The following is a 17,324-nucleotide window of genomic DNA, read 5'->3' as shown; positions in this document are numbered from 1 at the left end:
TCGACGCCGTCGACCTTGGTGAGTGCCTCGTCGATGGCGGGCTTGAGGGCGGAGGGCTTGCCGCGGCGGTAGCCGCCGTCGGCGGTGATGACGACTTTGGCGTCGGCGTCGGTGATGCGGGAGGCCACGGCGTCGGCGGAGAAGCCGCCGAAGACCACCGAGTGGGTGGCGCCGATGCGGGCGCAGGCGAGGATCGCGACGACGGCCTCGGCGATCATCGGGAGGTAGACGGCGACGCGGTCGCCCTTGCGGACGCCGAGCTCCAGCAGGGCGTTGGCGGCCTGGGAGACCTCGTCCTTGAGCTGGGCGTAGGTGATGGAGCGGGAGTCGCCGGGCTCGCCCTCGAAGTGGATGGCGACGCGGTCGCCGTTGCCGGCCTCGACGTGGCGGTCCACGCAGTTGTAGGCGACGTTGAGGGTGCCGTCGGCGAACCACTTGGCGAACGGCGGGTTCGACCAGTCCAGGGTCTCGGTGGGCTCGATGGCCCAGGTGAGGCGGCGGGCCTGTTCGGCCCAGAAGCCGAGCCGGTCCTCGGAGGCCTGCGCGTACGCGGCCGCGGTGACGTTCGCGTTGGCCGCCAGCTCCGCGGGCGGCGCGAAGCGACGCTCCTCCTTGAGCAGGTTGGCCAGGCTCTCGTTGCTCAACGCGCACTCCTCATCGAGTCTCAATGCTTCGGGGAACCCCGTGCGGAGGGATTGTCCCGTGTGTCCCAGCGCACAGCTCACCAGGCGAACCGGCATGTTGACAAGAGGCGCCCGCTAATTGGTGTAGACCTTTGACCGGCGCGTGACCAGGGGGTGGACACAGGGTGCGGGGGATTCCGGGCGGGGTGAGGAGGCTCCGGGCCTCCGGCCTGCGGTGGGCGGTTCCGGGGGCGGCGGCCGCAGGTGGGGACACATCGGCGCAGGCTCTGTCAGATGGCGGCGGCACCGGATGGGGTGAGCCTGCGGAAGGCATTGACGGCTCGTCAGGCCGGTACTCCACTGTCAGAGCGGACGGGGCCCGGCCGGCACTGGGTCGGCCGCTCCCCACCGTGGCAGGGGGACAGCCATGCCCACCGCACCGGTCCCGCCGACCGAACCCTCATCTCCCCTCTCCAAGCCTTCATCCGACGCTCCTTCCGGCGTTCCGTCCGAGGTGTCTTCCGAATCGGTGACCGTTGGACCCGGGCCGGCTCCCGGGTCTGCCGCGGCCGTCGAAGTGCGGCCCCTCCCGGGCGACTTCGCGGTGGTCCGGATGGGTGGCCGGGGCGGCCGCGCGATCCGGATCGGACAGTGGCTCAACGGCGACGGTTTCGCCGACTTCGAGCACGCCTTCGTCTACGTGGGGAACGAGGAGCTGGTCGAGGCCCAGCCTGGCGGGGCCGAACTGCGCCCCCTCTCGGTCTACACCGACGGCCGCCCGGTCCGCTGGTCCACCGGCCGCTTCCCGCTGACGGACCACCAGCGCCGGGCGATCGTCGCCGCTGCTCTCGGGTACGTCGGCACCCCGTACAGCGTGGTCGACTACTTCGCCCTGGCCGCGCACCGCTTCCACCTGCCGGTCGGCCCGCTGCTCAGGGCCTACGTGGCGGACAGCCGCCACATGATCTGCTCCCAACTGGTCGACCAGTGCTACCAGGACGCCGGCGTCCACCTCTTCTCCGACGGTCGCTGGCCCGGGTACGTGACTCCGGCGGACCTGGCCAACCTCCTGGCGTAGGGGCTTCGCCGGATGCTCCCGAGGCCTGTCGGTGCCTCCCTCGCCCCGGGTCGTGCCGGGTCGTGCCGGGTCGTGCCGGGGCGAGGGAGGAACGGCGCCGGGCAGCGGTTCGAGGCCGGGCGGGTTTGCCGGGAGCGGGCCGCTCAGGCCGCGAGCGACCGGGGCGCCAGCTCCTCGGTGGACGGGTGCTCGACGATCACATGGCGCCGGGAGTCCGACGGGTCGTCAGTGCCGGGCTGTCGCTCGGAGACCGGGACGAAGCGACCGATCGCCGGATCGAGCACGTAGGCCTGGGCGTCGGCGAAGTCGAAGTACATCCCGACCAGGCGGAGGCTGCCCTCGGCCACCCTCCGCTCCACCGAAGGATGGGCGAGCAGCTGGTCCAACTGCTGGACCACGTTGGTGATGCAGAGCTGTTCCGCCTCGTCGCTGACCGGCCGGTGGGCGAACTCTGCGGGCACCCGGCGCAGCCGGGCCAGTGAGCCGCGGCCGTTCCGCAGCCAGCGGGCGAGCGGGGTGGGCGGTCCGGCCTGCTCGTGCACGCCGTCCAGCAGGGCCTTCATCGCCCCGCAGCCCGAGTGCCCGCAGATGGTGATGGAGCGGACCTCCAGCACCTCGACCGCGTACTGCACGGCGGCGGCCACCGAGTCGTCGGCAGCACCGGGCTCGTAGGGGGCGGGCACCAGGTTCCCCACGTTCCGCACGGTGAAGAGGTCGCCCGGGCCGCTGCTGGTGATCATGCTGGTGACCAGCCGGGAGTCGGCGCAGGTGAGGAAGAGCTGTGAGGGGGTCTGGCCCTCACGGGCCAGCCGGGCCAGCTCGGGGCGGACCAGCGGGGCGGTGTGCTGCTGGAAGCCGCGCACGCCCTCCAGCAGGCGCCCGTGAGGATCGTCCTCGGCCTGCTCGATGCAGTGGTGGCCGACCCACGGGGTCCAGGCGCGGCAGCGGTGAGGGCCGGGGGAGCTGCCGGAGCGCACGGTGCCGTCGGGGTCGAGCACGTCGTCCTCGTGGGGCTCCGTCAGCATCGAGACCCGCCCGCCGCCGGCCTGGTGACCCGCCCGCCAGGTGTGCATCTCCTCGTAGGCGGCGTGGTCGAGGAAGGAGCCGTCGTGGCGGACCGTCACGGCGGTGCCGGGCGGGATCTCGGCCAGTGTCCGGCTGAGCCGGGGCACCACGGCGAAGGTCAGCGGGCCGTGGGTGCGGATGGTGTAGGAGCCGTCGGGCTCGGCCAGCACGTCCACGTGCGCCCTGGTCAGCCGGTGCAGGGCGAGCACGCCCGCCACCGCGCAGCCGACCAGCACGCCCAGCGGTACGCCGATCACCACCACGCCGAGCACGGTGACCAGGTAGACCGGGAACTCCCGATGCCGGTGCACCCGCCGGATGTGCGCGAAGCTGACCATCTGGAGGCCGACCACCAGGACGAGCGCGGCGAGTGCCGCCAGCGGGATGTGCCGGAAGCCCGTGGCCAGGGTCAGCGCGGCGATCAGGACCCATACGCCGTGCAGCACGGAGGACCACCGACTGGTCGCCCCGGCGCGGATGTTGGCGGTGGAGCGGACCGCGCCGCCGGCCACCGGGAGGCCGCCGAGCAGGCCGGAGACCACGTTGGCGATGCCCTGGCCGCGCAGCTCGCGGTCGAGGTCGATCGGACCGGGGGCCATCCGGCCGACCGCGACGGCGGAGAGCAGCGACTCCACCCCGGCCACGACCGTCATGGTGAGGGCGGCGGCGAGCAGCGTCGGCCAGTGCTGTTCCAGCAGCGAGAGGGAGGGCAGGGCCGCGATGCCGTGCTGTTCCCAGGTGGGGAGCTCGACCTTGGCCAGGGTCAGACCGAGGACGGCGGACAGACCGGTGGCGGCGCCGACCGCGACCAGGGCGGCGGGGATCCTGGTGGCCTGGGCGCCGATCCGCCCGGCCCGTCCCGGGAGGCGGCTCAACCGGGGCCAGCCGAAGAGCAGGACGATCGCCAGCGCGCCGACGGCGAGGGCGGGCAGGTGGGCGGCGGAGAGCTGACCGGGGAGCGCGATCAGGTTCGCCAGGGCGGCGCTCTGCGGGGATCCGCCCAGCACCACGTGGAGTTGGGCGATGGCGATCGTCAGGCCGACGCCGGCGAGCATGCCGTGCACGATGGCGGGGGAGACGGCGAGTGCCGCCCGGGCCACCTTGATGGAGCCCAGCAGCAGCTGGAGCAGGCCGGCGACGACCACGACCGCACAGGTCAGTGACCAGCCGAACTGGGTGATCAGCCCGGCCACGACCACGGTCAGCGCGGCGGACGGACCGGTCACCTGCAGCGGCACTCCGCCGAGTGCGCCGGCGACCAGGCCGCCGACGGCGGCGGCCACCAGGCCGGCGGTGAGCGGAGCGCCGGTGGCCAGGGCGATGCCGAGGGAGAACGGAACGGCGATCAGGAAGACCACGACGGAGGCCGGGAGGTCCCGCAGGAGGGAGGCTCGCGGGGCAGGGGCCCCGGCGGGGGGCGGCGCGTGGTCGGTGGTGTCGGAGGCGATGGGAGCGGAGGAGATGTCGAGGGTCATGGTTGCCCGTCTTTCCGGGGGAACGAACGCAGTCAGGTCCGGGGTGGTGCTCGGGGGATCGGATCGGCTGTCGTGGGTCGCGACGGTGTGGCGGGGATGGTGGTGTCCACCCTTGAACTATCAAGACTCGGTAAACCGAGAGTAATGAGAGCTTTGCACAGCGTAAAATCGAGTGGTAGATCCGAGCGTTGGATTCACTCGAATGGGGAGTAGTCGAACCAGTCGGGAATATGGGAGAGTTCGCGCCCGAGCTCGCTGCCGGGGCCCTGACGGTGCCGCCGCCGGGGGCTGCCCGGCCGCAGAGCAGACGAGGGCGGCCCCCTGTGGGGCCGCCCTCGTGCGTGCGACTGCTGGTCCGACGGGGCGTCAGACGCCCGCGGCATCCAGTCGGCCGGCCCGCGCCGGGCCGAGCGTGAAGCCGGGGTCCACCTGGGTGGCCAGGTCGACGCCGGTCTTGGCGTTGCCCCAGCTCTCCGCGTTCCGCAGGTGGAAGTGGACGGCCTGCTCGGTGTACCGCTGGGGGTCGCGGGCGTCGAACGCCCCGTCGGCCTGCTCGCGCAGCACCTCCAGCACGGCGCGGTTGGCGGGCTCCAGTTCGCGCAGTGCGGGCTCCGCGCCCTGCTCCAGGCGGCGCACCCAGTCCGACTGTCCGAAGCTGGCCAGCAGGTCGTCGCCGACCTCGCGACGGAGGAAGGCCAGGTCGTCCGGGCTCTGCACCTTGTTGCCCACCACTCGGAGCGCCACCCCGAAGTCCCGCGCGTACTCCTTGTACTGGCGGTAGACGGAGACGCCCTTCCGGGTGGGCTCGGCGATCAGGAAGGTGAGGTCGAAGCGGGTGAACAGGCCGGAGGCGAAGGAGTCCGAGCCGGCGGTCATGTCCGTCACCACGTACTCGTCCGGGCCGTCCTGCAGGTGGTTCAGCAGGAGCTCGACCGCGCCGACCTTGGAGTGGTAGCAGGCCACGCCGAGGTCCTCCTCGGCGAACGCGCCGGTGGCCAGCAGGCGGACCGAGCCCTCGTCCAGGGCCACCGGCCGCGCGCAGGCGGCGTAGACCGGGTTCTCCTCCACGATCCGCAGCAGCCGGGAGCCCCGGCCCGGCGGAGTGGTCTTGATCATCTCCTCCGCGGAGCGGATCAGCGGGTTCTCCCCGCGCAGGTACTCCTTGATCTCGGGCAGGTGCGCGCCGAGCGAGGGGAGCGCGGCGGCCTGAGCGTCCGTCAGGCCGAGTGCCGGGCCGAGGTGTTGGTTGATGTCGGCGTCGACGGCGATCACCGGGCGTCCCGCCGCGGCGAGGTGGCGGATGAACAGTGCGGACAGCGTGGTCTTGCCGCTTCCGCCCTTGCCCACGAAGGCGATCTTCATCTTGGGACTCCGGCTCTCGGGCTGACTCTCGGACTGGCTGGGGGCCGGATCTCTGGGTCGGCCCTTCTTGGTAACCGTTATCGTCACCGATAGGCGCCATGCTAGCGAGGCCGCAGGGGTGGGGGAGGGCTGGTCGTGCGGATTGCCTCGAACGGGTGATGGCGGGGTTGCTGTGGAGTCCTGGGGGGTGGGTTCATTACCCTCGGGTAGGTGACCACTGGAACTGATCCCCTCGCCCCGCTGGCCGTCCTCCCCGGAGTCCCCGAGGCCGTCGCGGAGGTGCGCAAGGCCGCGGACCGGCTCTACGGGCACCGCGCGATGCGCCGCCGGGCCGCCGAGGTGACCTCGGAGTCGGCCCTGCGCGGGGCCCGGGCCTCGGCGGCGCTGGACGGGGCGGACTGGCCGCTGGAGGAGGTCCGCCGCCGGAGCGACTTCGGGGCCGACGAGCAGGCCCGCGTGGTGGGCGGTGCCCTGCGGGTCTCCGCCGAGGTCGGACAGCTGCTCAGCGTCTGGCGGCACTCGCCGCTCCAGGTGCTCGCCCGCCTCCATCTGCTCGCGACCGGTGAGGGCACCCCGGCGGACCGGGCCGGCCGGCCGCGACGCGACGGCGAGGTGGCCGAGGAGCTCTTCCCGCTCGAGCTCAAGGCGGTGGAGGGAGCGGCGGTGGACGGCCCGCCCTTCAGCGGCCAGTTGCCGCCCGCGCCCCCCGCCGCCGAGGCGGCCGCCCGGCTGGACCAGCTGGCGCAGTTGCTCGTCGCCCGTGCGGACCGCACCCCCGGGTCGGGCGCGCCCGCGCTCGTGGTGGCCTCCGTGGTGCACGGCGAGCTGCTCGCCCTGCGGCCCTTCGCCTCCCACAACGGCGTCGTCGCGCGGGCCGCGCAGCGCATCGTGATGATCGCCGAAGGCCTGGACCCGAAGGCGATCTGCCCGGCCGAGGTGGGCCTGGCGGAACTGGGCACCGCGGCGTACCAGGGGGCCCTGTTGGGGTACTCGAGCGGCACCGCGGACGGCATGGCGGCATGGATCGCCCACTGCGGCCGGGCGGCCCTGCTGGGCGTCCGGGAGAGCACCGCGGTCTGCGAGGCCATGCAGCGAGGGATGGTCTGACCGGGGCGGCGCATGTGCGCCCGGGTGATGCTGCCCGGAGCTGAACCGGTCTGACGGAGGCTCAGTCGACCGTGCCGGGAACGTAGTTGCGGCGGCGCCTGATGCTTCCGGGCGCCGCCGCTGGTACAGGTACCGGGTGACCAAGCATGCACCGTTTAGTGCCCATCAGGTGGGGATCTCCTGCCCGTTCACCTGGTGCGGCGGCCCGACAGCGGGTCGGCTGCATGTGGGTGCTCAGTTATCTGCACGCGGTCCGTGGGGCCTTGATGTGCGTTGTCGGTTTGACCTTCCTGGGTCCTGACCGGGTCTCGCGGGCCGTAAGTCATTTCTACCGCGATTCGGGGCAAAGGGGAACCCGAAACGGGGCCTTCTTTACCCTTTGTCTGTTTTGGTTGACTGTCCGGATCGGCTCAGGCCATCGGGTGTCCGCCGCCCGGGCGGCGGCGCTTGGCCGCGTACCAGAGCAGTCCGGCGGTCAGGGCCGCGGTGCCGAGGGCGACGGCCAGCAGGGCGGGGCGGCTCGGGGCGCCGAACTCCGGGAGGCGGCGGCGGAGTTCGACCGGCCGCTCGAAGCGGAGCACCGGCCAGTCGCGGGCCACGGCCTCCTTGCGCAGGGCCCGGTCCGGGTTCACCGCCGAGGGGTGGCCGACCGCCTCCAGCAGTGGCAGGTCGGTCGAGGAGTCGCTGTACGCGTAGGAGTTGGCCAGGTCGTAGCCCTCGCGGCCGGCCAGCTCGCGGATCGCCTCGGCCTTGGTCTCGGCGTAGGCGTAGTACTCGATCTCGCCGGTGTAGCGGCCTTCCTCGACCTGCAGCCTGGTCGCGATCACGTGGTCGGCGCCCAGCAGTTGGCCGATCGGCTCGACGACCTCGGAACCGGAACTGCTGACGATCACCACGTCGCGGCCCGCCTGGTGGTGCTGCTCGATCAGCGAGGCGGCCTCGTCGTAGATGATCGGGTCGATCATCCCGTGCAGGGTCTCGGCGACGATCTCGCGCACCTGCTGCACGTTCCAGCCCTTGGTGAGGGCCGAGAGGTACTCGCGCATCCGCTCCATCTGGTCGTGGTCGGCGCCGCCGGCCAGGAACAGGAACTGCGCGTAGGCGCTCTTGAGGACGGCACGACGGTTGATCAGGCCGCCCTGGTAGAACGGTCGGCTGAACGCCAGGGCGCTGGACTTGGCGATGATCGTCTTGTCCAGGTCGAAGAACGCGGCCGTGCGCGTCGTTCCGAACGGACGGGCGGGCACCGCCGGAGTGGCGGATTCCGGGGCGCGGGCGTCGGCGCCCGGGGTCGGAGCGGGGGCGGAGTTCTCGCCGTGGTCGGCGGTGTCGGCGTTCTCGGTGGTGTCCACGGGATCAGAGGATAGATGGCCGGGTGAAACACCCCGCCATATGGCGTACTCGCGAGCGTGCGGGTTTGTGTTTCTGGGCCTTCGGGTACACCATGGAAGTCACGGATCGTTCGCGACCGTGCTAACCCGGTCCGGCTCCTCCCCCCCGAGTCGGACCGTGGATAGACGACCCCCGCTCTCCCCCCCGGCGGGGGTCGTCGCACGTCCGGGGCCATTTTGCGGGCCTGACGGGCTCTCGGGGGTGGTCGTGGGGGATCTTCGTCCGATGCTGGAGCGCCTGCTGACGGGCTGCTCGCCGACACGACTTCGTCACTCTGCGTGTTGATCCCGGGCTGCGGTTATGCCACGGCTAACCGGCCCCCATTGCCACTGTTCGAAAGCTTCCGGATCTTCTCCGTGACGTCGTCCGTGTCAATTCATTGCGCAATCACCCCCCGTGTGAGTGAACCCGGTTATCCACAGCCCCGAGTTGTCCACAGGCAATCGGGCGGGAACTGACGGGCCGTTCGTTCACCCGCACCGTGGAGTCCGGTCGGGTGCCACCCGACCGGACCACGCCGGGGAGGCAGCCATGTCGACGCCCACCACCGAACGGCCGGCCCTGCCCGGGCCGTTGATCGTCACCGAGGACGAGGCCCTCACGGAGCACCTGCTGAGGCTCTGCGCGGCAGCCGGCACCGACCCGCAGCTGTTCCCGGTGGCACCACCGCCCCGGAGCCTCTGGGAGAAGGCTCCGCTGGTCCTGGTCGGCGACGACCTCGCCGAGCGCTGCACCGGGCTGACCAGGCGGGCCGGGGTGCTGCTGCTGGGGCTGGACCTCGACGACTCCGACGTCTGGGTCCGCGCGGTCCAACTCGGAGCCGAGCATGTCCTCTTCCTGCCCGACGCGCAGACCTGGCTGCTCGACCGGATCGCCGACGCGGCCGAGGGCGTCGGCACCCCGGCCCTCACCGTGGCGGTGCTCGGCGGCCGGGGCGGGGCCGGTGCCTCCACTCTGGCCTGCGCCCTCGCCGTCACGGCCGCCCGCTCCGGCCACCGCACCATGCTGATCGACGCCGACCCGCTGGGCGGCGGGTTGGACGTGCTGCTCGGGGGAGAGGAGGCCAGCGGCCTGCGCTGGCCCGATCTGGCCGGCTCCCGGGGCCGGGTCAGCGGCACCGAGCTGGCCAAGGCCCTGCCGGCCCTGCACCGCCTGACGGCCCTGTCCTGGGACCGCGGGGACGTCCTGACCGTTCCTCCGGAGGCCATGCGCAGCGTGCTGGCGGCCGCCCGGAGACGGGGAGGCCTGGTGGTGCTCGACCTGCCGCGCCACCTCGACCCGGCCGCCGGGCAGGCCCTCGAACAGTCCGACACCGGGCTGCTGGTGGTACCCGCCGAGCTGCGCGCGATGGCGGCGGCCGACCGGGTCGCGGCCTCCGTCCGGATGAGGCTCGACGACCTGCGCGCCGTGGTCCGGGTGCCTGGCCCGGCCGGGCTGACGGGGGCGGAGGTGGCCCGGGGGCTCCGGATGCGGCTGGCGGGCGAGTTGCCGCCCGAGCCGGGCCTGACGGTGGACGTCGAGCGGGGCTCGCCGCCCGGCATACGCGAGCGGGGCCCACTGGCCCGGTTCTGCACACGTTTCCTGGCCGAGGCCATGCCGCCCGTCCAGGCACTCGAAGGAGGAGCACAGTGACGGATCGTCAGAGTGAGTCGCAGTGGCCCGGCGAGGCGGCTGCGGGGCGGAGCCGACCGCCCGGAGGGGAGGGCCGGGGCCTCGGGTCCGGTCCGGTGCGGCGGCCGTTGATCGGTCGGCAGCGCACGGGCCCGGGGGACGGCTTCCCCGGAGGCGGGCCCCGCAGTGGTGCGGGTGGCCCCTCGGCTCCGCGGCGGCCGACGGACGACCGGGCGGCCGCGTTGATCGACGCGGTCAGGATCCGGCTGGCCGAGGCCGGGGCCGCGCCCACCGCCGGATCGGTGGCGGCTGCGCTGCGCGCCGCCCGGCCGCCCCTGGGAGGGGACGACGTCCTGGATGCGGTCAGGGTGCTGCGCTCCGAGCTCGTCGGTGCCGGGCCGCTGGACGGCCTGCTCGGTGAGCCGGAGGTGACGGACGTCCTGGTCAACGGACCTGACGAGGTGTGGGTCGACCGGGGAGCGGGGCTGCGACGGGTCCCCGAGGTCCGCTTCACCGACGCCGAGGCGGTGCGGCGGCTGGCCCACCGCCTGGCCACGGCCGCCGGCCGTCGCCTCGACGACGCCCGGCCCTGGGTCGACGCCCGCCTGCCGGACGGGACCCGGCTGCACGCCGTGCTGCCCCCGATCGCCGCCGGCTGCACCCACATCTCACTCCGGATCTGCCGCACCCGCCCGTTCACCCTGGACGAGTTGGTGGCCGGCGGAGCGCTGGCCCCGGCCGGTGCCGAGCTGCTTCGCGCCGTGCTGCGGGCCCGGCTCTCCCTGTTGATCTCCGGCGGGACGGGCACCGGCAAGACCACGCTCCTCGCCGCCCTGCTCGGCCTGGTCGGGCCCGAGGAGCGGATCGTGCTGGCCGAGGACTCGGCGGAGCTCCGCCCCGACCATCCGCACGTCGTCCGGCTCCAGAGCAGGCCGCCGAACCAGGAGGGCCTCGGCGAGCTGACTCTCAAGGACCTGGTGCGCCAGGCCCTGCGGATGCGACCCGACCGAGTGGTGGTCGGGGAGGTCCGGGGCGAGGAGGTGGTCGACCTGCTCTCCGCGCTCAACACCGGTCACGAGGGCGGCTGCGGCACGGTGCACGCCAACACCGCGACGGACGTCCCGGCCCGGCTGGAGGCGCTCGGTTCTCAGGCCGGGCTCGACCGACTGTCCCTCCACAGCCAACTCCGGGCGGCGCTGGACGTGGTGATCCACCTGGTCCGGGACCAGCGGACCGGTCGGCGGAGGGTGGCCGAGTTGCACATGCTGGTCGGCGACGAACGGGGGCTCGCGGTGACCGTCCCGGCCGTGACGTTCACGGCCCAGGGGGAGGTCCTGCCGGGGCCTGGATGGGAGCGGTTGCGGCGCCGCTGTGCGGAGCGGGGCGTCGGGCTGCCGGATCCGGCGGTGTCGCCGGACGGGGCCGCAGCGGGGGCCGGGGCCGCGGACGCGACCCGGATGCGGGCCGAAGCCGTCGATGCGACGCCGGAGTCGGCGGAGGTGGCGCGGTGAGCCTGCGGCAGATGGAGCTGGTCTGGGTGCTGGCGCTCTGCGGGATCGCGGTGGCGGCGTGGTGCCTGCTGCGGAGCGGCCCCCGGGTGGTCCTGGGGGGATGTGGGGCCGCCCGTGACGGGAGGGAGCCGACATGACGCCCGGTCACATTCTGGTGGCCGTCGGGGCTGGAGGGGTTGCGGCCGGCCTCTGGCTGGGCCTGCGGCGGCGGGCCAAGGTGGCTCTCCGCGCTCGCGCCCTGCTCGGGGCGGCGGTGGAGGACGGTGGCCTCCGTGGCCGGATGGTGGCGCTCACCACGGCCAAGCCCCGCTGGCTTGTGGTCGAACTCCTCTTGGCCCCGGCCGGGTTGGCGGCCGGACAGCTCACCGGCTCGCCGGTGCCGGTGTTGCTGGCCGTGGCGGGGGTGGTGCCCCTGCGACGTTGGCGGGCTCGGCGCCGCAGGGCGGCCGAGGCCCGACGCCGGGCCTCGGCGGTGATCGAGCTCTGCGAGGGGCTGGCCGCGGAGCTGCGCAGCGGTGCGACGGCGGGTCAGGCTCTGGCCATCGTGATGAGCCGTCCCTCGGGGCTTAGGGACGGGCTGGGCGCCGAGCCCGCAGCACGGCTGACGGCCGGGAGGTACGGGGCCGACGTTCCGGCGGCGCTGCGCCTGATCGCCGAACTGCCCGGTGGCAGGGGCGCGGCGGCGCTCGCCGCCTGCTGGCAGGTCACGGCGGAGAGCGGCACCGGGCTCGCCCCCGGGCTCGACCAACTCGCCGACGCGCTACGGGCGGAGCGCGCACTGGTCGAGGAGATCACCGGAGAGCTCGCGGGGCCGAGGACCACCATCGCCGTGTTGGCAGCCCTGCCCCTGGTCGGCCTGATGCTCGGTGCCGCGCTCGGCGCGGACCCGGTCCGCATCCTGCTGCACACTCCTGCCGGCCTGGCCTGCCTGATCGCCGGCGCGCTGCTGGAGGCGGCCGGTCTGGTGTGGACGGCCAGGATCGTCACGGCCGCAGAGGACGCGCCGGGCCGACGGGAGCGCAGGCGGAGGCGTGCTGCTGCCAATGGGGAGGCGGCTGAGGTGGGAGGGGCCGGAGACCCGGGAGGGGAGTGGCGGCGGTGCGGCATCTCCCGGACCGGGGCCGTCGGCGGGGCACAGGACCGGTGGGTCGGGCGGAACGCCCTGCCGGTACAGGCCGAGGCGGCCTGGTGAGGCGGGAGTTGGTGCTGCCGCTGGTGTTCGGCGGGCTGGCGGCGGCCACGGTCGGTGGCGGAGCCGTGCAGGCTCTCCGGGACTGGATGGTGCGGCGGCGGATCAGGAAGTGGCAGCGTTCGACCGGGAGTCGGCGCGTCCGGCGGCGGGGCGGCGGACGTCTCGGCAGGGCCCTGGCCGCACGCGGGGTCGGTAGGGCAGTACTGCTGGAGCGGGTGGTGCCGGTGGTGGCAGGGCTGCTCGCACTGGTGGTGGTGGGCGGACAGGCCGGCCTGGTGGCCGGGCTGCTCACGGGGCTGGCGGCACGCAGGTGGCTGCCACGGGTCCGGTCCCCGGCCACTCGCCGGGCCGCCGTCGAGCAGGACAGGCTCACCCGCCAACTCCCGCTCACGGCCGAGCTGCTGGCTGCCTGCCTCGGCGCCAGCAGCTCCCCGGCCACCGCCGCAGCGGCCGTCGCCGAGAGCGTGGACGAGCCCATGAGCGGACGGCTGGCCGCGGTGGCCTCCGAGTTGACGCTCGGCGCGCCGCCCGAGGTGTGCTGGGAGCGCCTCGGAGCCGACTGCCCCTCGCTCGCTCCGCTGGCCCGCTGCCTGGTCCGAACGAGCATCAGCGGAGCCCCGCCCACCGCCCCGCTGACCGGCCTGGCACACGCGCACCGGGCCACCGCCTCTCGCGCGGCCCACGCCCGGGTGCGGCGGGCCGGAGTTCTCGCCACCGCACCGCTCGGTGTCTGTTTCCTCCCCGCCTTCGTACTGGTGGGGGTGGTGCCCGTGGTGATGGGCCTGACCTCGCTCTTCGCGGCACGGGCCTGAGCTTGCGGGAAGGAGGCGCAGCTCTCGTACCCCCGTCGCTCCCTTCATCGCTCCCCTCAACGCCTTCTTGATGTCTTCCAACCATCCCTGTCGACAGAGGAGTTCTGCCATGACGGTACGTGTTGCCCGGAACGCTCACCCCTACCGCGAGGTCCGTGCCCGCCGCCCGCTCGGCGAGAGCCGTCGGATCCGGGTGCTGATGCGCCGACGGCGGAGGTGGCTGACCGTCCGCATCCGTCGCTTGCGGACGGCCCGGGGCGATGCCGGAATGACCACGGCCGAGTACGCCGTGGGGACGGTGGCGGCCTGCGGGTTCGCCGCCCTGCTGTACAAGGTCGTGACCAGCGGAGCGGTCTCGGGCGCCATCAGCGAGCTGCTCGACCGTGCGCTCCATGCCGTCTGACGAGGCATCGGCCCCGGGCGGGCAGGTCCCGCCCGCCCGGGGTGAGCACGGCGCCGGGACGCGGGGGCCGGGTGGGCCGGACACACCGCGCGGGCGCCGCCGGCGGGCGGACTGCGGATTCGTGACGGCCGAGACGGCGGTCGCCCTGCCAGCCCTCGTCTTCCTGGTGGCGTTGCTGGTCTGGGGCGTTGTCACGGCGGCGGCTCAGATCAGGTGTGTGGATGCCGCTCGGATCGGCGCACGGGCGGCCGCTCGGGGAGACGGAGGTGCGGCGGGGTTGGCCCGGGCCGCTGCGCCGCCTGGAGCCAGCGTCTCGGTCTCGGTCGGAGGGGAGACCGTTCGGGTCACCGTCGAAGCCCCGAGCCCGGCCCCCGGGCGGCTCGGCGGGATGCTGTCCGTCCGGCTGCACGCCGAGGCGGCGGCGGCCCGGGAGGACGTGATCGGCGCGGAGGGCGGTGGTGGGCCATGGCCGGCCTGAGGGTCGCCAGGAGGTACGGACTGTCGAGGGGTGATGCACGTTCGGGCGTCAACGGTGCCGGTGGCGAGGGGAGGACACTCGATCGTCGCGGGGCGCGGGATCGGGGCTCGGCGACGATTTGGCTGGTCTCGCTGGCGATGCTCGGTTGCGCCGTCTTCGCCGCCAGCCTGGCGGTGGGCGCGGTGGTGGCCGCCAGGCACCGGGCGGATTCGGCCGCCGATCTGGCGGCGCTGGCCGCCGCCGGGCACCTCATGGTCGACGAGGACGGCGGCTGCGGTCGAGCGGTCCGGATCGCCGGTGAGCACCGGGCGCGGCTGGTGAGCTGTGAGGTGCACGAGAGCATCGACGCGGTGGATGTGGTGGTGGAGGTCCCGATCTCGGGCGTCCCCTGGCCCGTCGGCCCCGCGCGGTCGCGGTCGAGGGCGGGGCCGGTGTGGGCCTGGGGCAGCGACGCGGTCGGCAGCACCGCCGTCGAGCACCTGCCGGCCGAACCTCTGTCGGCCGAACCCCTGCCGGTAGATCCCTTTCAGGGCGTGCCCCTTCCTGCCGAGGCTCTTCCGGGCGTGCCACTCCTGCTCGAGTCCGCACCGGCTGAGCCCGTCACCGTTGCTCCCGGCACCGCCACTGACCCCGCCCCGGTGCCCTCGGTTGCCGCCCGCACCACAGGGGGCCGAGCTGCCTGCGGCAACGAGCTGTCAGAGCGTCAACCGTCCTTCGAGACCTGCCGCCCAGGGGCCCCCGCCAACAGGACGTCCAGCAGCCGAACTGCCGCCGCCTTGTCCAGCGGATCGTTCCCGTTGCCGCACTTCGGGGACTGCACGCACGACGGGCACCCCCGCTCGCACTCACAGGCCGCGATGGCCTCGCGGGTCGCGGTGAGCCACTGTTCGGCGCCGTGGAAGCCGCGCTCGGCGAAGCCGGCCCCGCCTGAGTGGCCGTCGTACACGAAGACCGTCGGCAGACCGGTGTCCGGGTGCAGCGGCACCGAGACCCCGCCGATGTCCCAGCGGTCGCAGGTCGCGAAGAGCGGGAGGAGGCCGATCGAGGCGTGCTCCGCCGCGTGGGCGGCGCCCGGGAGTTGGTCGAACGGGATGACGGCGTCGAGCAGTTGGTCCTCGGTGACGGACCACCAGACGGCCCGGGTGCGCAGGGTCCTGGGCGGGAGGTCGAGCTTGCTCTCACCCAGGACCTCGCCGGTGGAGATGCGCTTGCGCAGGTATCCGACCACCTGGTTGACCACCTCCACCGAACCGAAGCAGAGCCGGGCCTCGCCCCATTCGACGGTGGTGTCGGTGGAGAGCACGGAGATGGAGGTGATGTCCCTGGCGGAGGTGGTGTAGGGCGGGTCGGCCGGTTCGACCAGGGCGACCGAGGTCTCCAGGTCGAGGTCCTGCACCAGGTAGGTGCGGCCCTGGTGGAGGTGTACCGCTCCGGTGTGCACGGTGGTGTGGGCGGCGGCCGCGTCCACGGTGCCGAGCAGCCGACCGGTCGAACCCTCCACGATCTGCACGGGGTTGCCGCCGCTGCCCCTCAGGTCCACGGCATCGGCGGCCCGCTCCCGGCGGGTCCAGTACCAGGAGCCGTCCGTCCGGCGTCGGAGCAGGCCGCGCTTCTCCAGCACCGGCAGCAGCGGCTCCGCGGACGGTCCGAACAGCGTCAGGTCCTCAGCGCAGAGCGGGAGTTCGGCGGCGGCCGCGCACAGGTGCGGGGCGAGCACGTGCGGGTTGTCCGGGTCGAGGACGGTGGCCTCCACCGGGGTGTCGAACAGGGCCTCCGGGTGGTGCACCAGGTAGGTGTCCAGCGGGTCGTCCCGGGCGATCAGCACGGCGAGGGCGCCCTGGGCCTCACGTCCGGCCCGGCCGGCCTGCTGCCAGAGCGAGGCGCGGGTGCCGGGATAGCCGGCCATCAGGACGGCGTCCAGACCGGACACGTCCACGCCGAGTTCGAGCGCGGAGGTGGAGGCCAGGCCGAGCAGTCGGCCGGAGTGCAGGGCCTGTTCGAGCCCTCGGCGCTCCTCGGCCAGGTAGCCGCCGCGGTAGGCGGCGACCCGGGAGGCCAGCGGGTTGCCGAGCTGCTCCTGCGCCTGGAGGGCGACCAGTTCGGCGGCCCGCCGTGAGCGGACGAAGACCACCGTGCGGGTGCCCTGTTCGACCAGGTCGGTCAGCAGGTACCCGGCCTCGGCGGTAGCGGTGCGGCGGACCGGGGCGCCCTGCTCGCCGACGTTCTCGGTGAGCGGCGGCTCCCAGAGGGCGAAGACCAGTGGTCCGCGCGGCGAGGCGTCCTCGGTCACCGCCACCGCCGGCAGCCCGGTCAGCCGCCGCGCGGTGACGGCGGGGTCGGCGGTGGTGGCGGAGGCGAGCAGGAAGGTGGGTGAGGAGCCGTAGCGGGCGCAGAGCCGTCGCAGTCGTCGCAGCACCTGGGCGACGTGCGAGCCGAAGACGCCGCGGTACGTGTGGCACTCGTCGATGACCACGTACTTCAGGGTCTTGAGGAAGGAGGCCCAGCGCGGGTGCGCGGGCAGTATCCCCCGGTGCAGCATGTCGGGGTTGGTCAGGACGTAGGAGGCGTACTGGCGCACCCACTCGCGTTCCTCGAACGGGGTGTCCCCGTCGTAGAGGGCGGCCCGCACCCGGCCGGGGGCGAGTTCGGACGCGCGGCGGCGCTGGTCGGCGGCGAGGGCTTTGGTCGGTGCCAGGTAGAGCGCGGTGGCGCCGCGGCCGTTGCGCGCCTCGGTGCCGCTGAGCAGCTCGCTGAGCACCGGCGCCAGGTAGCCGAGCGACTTGCCCGAGGCGGTGCCTGTGGCCAGCACCACAGTTTGGCCGGATTGCGCCAATTCCATCGCCTCGGCCTGATGGGCCCACGGCTCGGTGATGCCGAGCTCCCCGGCAGCGGCCACGATCTCGGGGCGGATGCCTTCCGGCCACGGTGCGTACCGGGCGGGCCGGGCTGCCATGTGCTCCGTATGGGTGAGGCGGTCAGCCCTGCCACGGCTCGTGGACAGGGTGGTCAGCAGGGCCTCTGGCTGGTGATGACGGGGCGGCATGAGCAGCCAGTGTGTCACTGCCGTGGCGGAGAATCGCGCCAAGCCATCGTGCGGGCATGGTCACAGGTGGTTGAATGAAGCCGTGACGGCCGCATGGCCGAGGGTTGCATCGCCGCGCTCGTACACGAGACCAGCGGCCGTGCCGTGCCCGGCCTTGCGACCAAGCGGTGGC

The 17,324-nt window shown here is 73.6% G+C and carries 14 protein-coding genes and 1 pseudogene; 10 read left to right on the top strand and 5 right to left on the bottom strand.

Translation table 11 applies throughout. From position 1 onward, the window contains the following. Positions 1–644 (bottom strand): AMP-binding protein (locus ACWEPF_RS24335; protein ID WP_452174145.1); only part of this gene is annotated, 644 nt, incomplete at its 3' end. A 592-nt stretch (positions 645–1,236) separates the two neighbouring features. On the opposite strand from ACWEPF_RS24335, the gene ACWEPF_RS24330 reads away from it, so the two are divergent. Beyond that, on the top strand, positions 1,237–1,701 hold the full coding sequence (locus ACWEPF_RS24330; RefSeq protein ID WP_452174144.1) for a hypothetical protein: 465 nt from the start codon (positions 1,237–1,239) through the stop codon (positions 1,699–1,701). A gap of 143 nt (positions 1,702–1,844) precedes the next feature. Here the strand turns inward: ACWEPF_RS24330 and ACWEPF_RS24325 are convergent, their stop codons facing one another. Together ACWEPF_RS24325 and ACWEPF_RS24320 are read right to left on the bottom strand one after the other, a co-directional pair. Next, positions 1,845–4,241: a SulP family inorganic anion transporter gene (locus tag ACWEPF_RS24325; RefSeq protein WP_452174143.1), complete on the bottom strand. Its 2,397-nt coding sequence runs from the start codon at positions 4,239–4,241 to the stop codon at positions 1,845–1,847. Positions 4,242–4,607: 366 nt separating this feature from the next. Then, positions 4,608–5,603 carry an ATP-binding protein gene (locus tag ACWEPF_RS24320; RefSeq protein ID WP_452174142.1) on the bottom strand — a complete coding sequence of 332 codons (996 nt, stop codon included), beginning with the start codon at positions 5,601–5,603 and terminating at the stop codon, positions 4,608–4,610. A gap of 210 nt (positions 5,604–5,813) precedes the next feature. Here ACWEPF_RS24320 and ACWEPF_RS24315 point away from each other — a divergent pair, with 210 nt between their 5' ends. Then, on the top strand, positions 5,814–6,710 hold the full coding sequence (locus ACWEPF_RS24315) for an oxidoreductase (RefSeq protein WP_452174141.1): 897 nt from the start codon (positions 5,814–5,816) through the stop codon (positions 6,708–6,710). A 410-nt stretch (positions 6,711–7,120) separates the two neighbouring features. Here the strand turns inward: ACWEPF_RS24315 and ACWEPF_RS24310 are convergent, their stop codons facing one another. Beyond that, entirely contained in the window at positions 7,121–7,957 is an 837-nt protein-coding gene (locus tag ACWEPF_RS24310; RefSeq protein WP_452174146.1) for an HAD family hydrolase, read from the bottom strand. 676 nt (positions 7,958–8,633) lie between these two features. On the opposite strand from ACWEPF_RS24310, the gene ssd reads away from it, so the two are divergent. The 8 genes and pseudogenes from ssd to ACWEPF_RS24270 form a co-directional block, all read left to right on the top strand. Beyond that, positions 8,634–9,734 carry a septum site-determining protein Ssd gene (gene ssd / locus ACWEPF_RS24305; RefSeq protein WP_452174140.1) on the top strand — a complete coding sequence of 367 codons (1,101 nt, stop codon included), beginning with the start codon at positions 8,634–8,636 and terminating at the stop codon, positions 9,732–9,734. Between the two features lie 221 nt (positions 9,735–9,955). Further along, positions 9,956–11,224: a TadA family conjugal transfer-associated ATPase gene (locus ACWEPF_RS24300; protein WP_452174139.1), complete on the top strand. Its 1,269-nt coding sequence runs from the start codon at positions 9,956–9,958 to the stop codon at positions 11,222–11,224. Continuing rightward, positions 11,221–11,361 carry a hypothetical protein gene (locus ACWEPF_RS24295; protein WP_452174138.1) on the top strand — a complete coding sequence of 47 codons (141 nt, stop codon included), beginning with the start codon at positions 11,221–11,223 and terminating at the stop codon, positions 11,359–11,361. Before ACWEPF_RS24300 ends, ACWEPF_RS24295 begins: the two co-directional genes overlap by 4 nt. Further along, the gene (locus ACWEPF_RS24290) at positions 11,358–12,416 is read left to right on the top strand and encodes a type II secretion system F family protein (RefSeq protein WP_452174137.1); all 1,059 of its coding nucleotides are present in this window, start codon (positions 11,358–11,360) and stop codon (positions 12,414–12,416) included. Before ACWEPF_RS24295 ends, ACWEPF_RS24290 begins: the two co-directional genes overlap by 4 nt. Continuing rightward, positions 12,413–13,228: a type II secretion system F family protein gene (locus ACWEPF_RS24285; RefSeq protein ID WP_452174136.1), complete on the top strand. Its 816-nt coding sequence runs from the start codon at positions 12,413–12,415 to the stop codon at positions 13,226–13,228. The genes ACWEPF_RS24290 and ACWEPF_RS24285 overlap by 4 nt, the downstream gene beginning before the upstream one ends. 109 nt (positions 13,229–13,337) lie before the next feature. Then, the gene (locus ACWEPF_RS24280) at positions 13,338–13,631 is read left to right on the top strand and encodes a DUF4244 domain-containing protein (RefSeq protein WP_380149897.1); all 294 of its coding nucleotides are present in this window, start codon (positions 13,338–13,340) and stop codon (positions 13,629–13,631) included. Continuing rightward, a complete protein-coding gene (locus tag ACWEPF_RS24275) occupies positions 13,621–14,109 on the top strand; it encodes a TadE family type IV pilus minor pilin (RefSeq protein WP_452174135.1) in 489 nt (162 codons plus the stop codon). Before ACWEPF_RS24280 ends, ACWEPF_RS24275 begins: the two co-directional genes overlap by 11 nt. Beyond that, positions 14,097–14,528 (top strand): annotated as a pseudogene (locus tag ACWEPF_RS24270) (Rv3654c family TadE-like protein); the annotation flags it as partial. The gene ACWEPF_RS24275 and the pseudogene ACWEPF_RS24270, both read left to right, overlap by 13 nt. Positions 14,529–14,812: 284 nt before the next feature. Here the strand turns inward: ACWEPF_RS24270 and ACWEPF_RS24265 are convergent. Beyond that, positions 14,813–17,152: a DEAD/DEAH box helicase gene (locus ACWEPF_RS24265; protein WP_452174134.1), complete on the bottom strand. Its 2,340-nt coding sequence runs from the start codon at positions 17,150–17,152 to the stop codon at positions 14,813–14,815. Positions 17,153–17,324 lie beyond the last annotated feature (172 nt).

Source organism: Kitasatospora sp. NPDC004289 (assembly GCF_053602875.1).
This window is presented reverse-complemented; position numbering and strand designations above follow the sequence as displayed.

Coding starts and splice junctions, on each gene's coding strand:
- ACWEPF_RS24265 (WP_452174134.1), bottom strand. CDS start 17,152: ATGCCGCCCCGTCATCACCAGCCAGAGGCCCTGCTGACCACCCTGTCC.
- ACWEPF_RS24280 (WP_380149897.1), top strand. CDS start 13,338: ATGACGGTACGTGTTGCCCGGAACGCTCACCCCTACCGCGAGGTCCGT.
- ACWEPF_RS24330 (WP_452174144.1), top strand. CDS start 1,237: ATGGGTGGCCGGGGCGGCCGCGCGATCCGGATCGGACAGTGGCTCAAC.
- ACWEPF_RS24325 (WP_452174143.1), bottom strand. CDS start 4,241: ATGACCCTCGACATCTCCTCCGCTCCCATCGCCTCCGACACCACCGAC.
- ACWEPF_RS24275 (WP_452174135.1), top strand. CDS start 13,621: ATGCCGTCTGACGAGGCATCGGCCCCGGGCGGGCAGGTCCCGCCCGCC.
- ssd (WP_452174140.1), top strand. CDS start 8,634: ATGTCGACGCCCACCACCGAACGGCCGGCCCTGCCCGGGCCGTTGATC.
- ACWEPF_RS24320 (WP_452174142.1), bottom strand. CDS start 5,603: ATGAAGATCGCCTTCGTGGGCAAGGGCGGAAGCGGCAAGACCACGCTG.
- ACWEPF_RS24290 (WP_452174137.1), top strand. CDS start 11,358: ATGACGCCCGGTCACATTCTGGTGGCCGTCGGGGCTGGAGGGGTTGCG.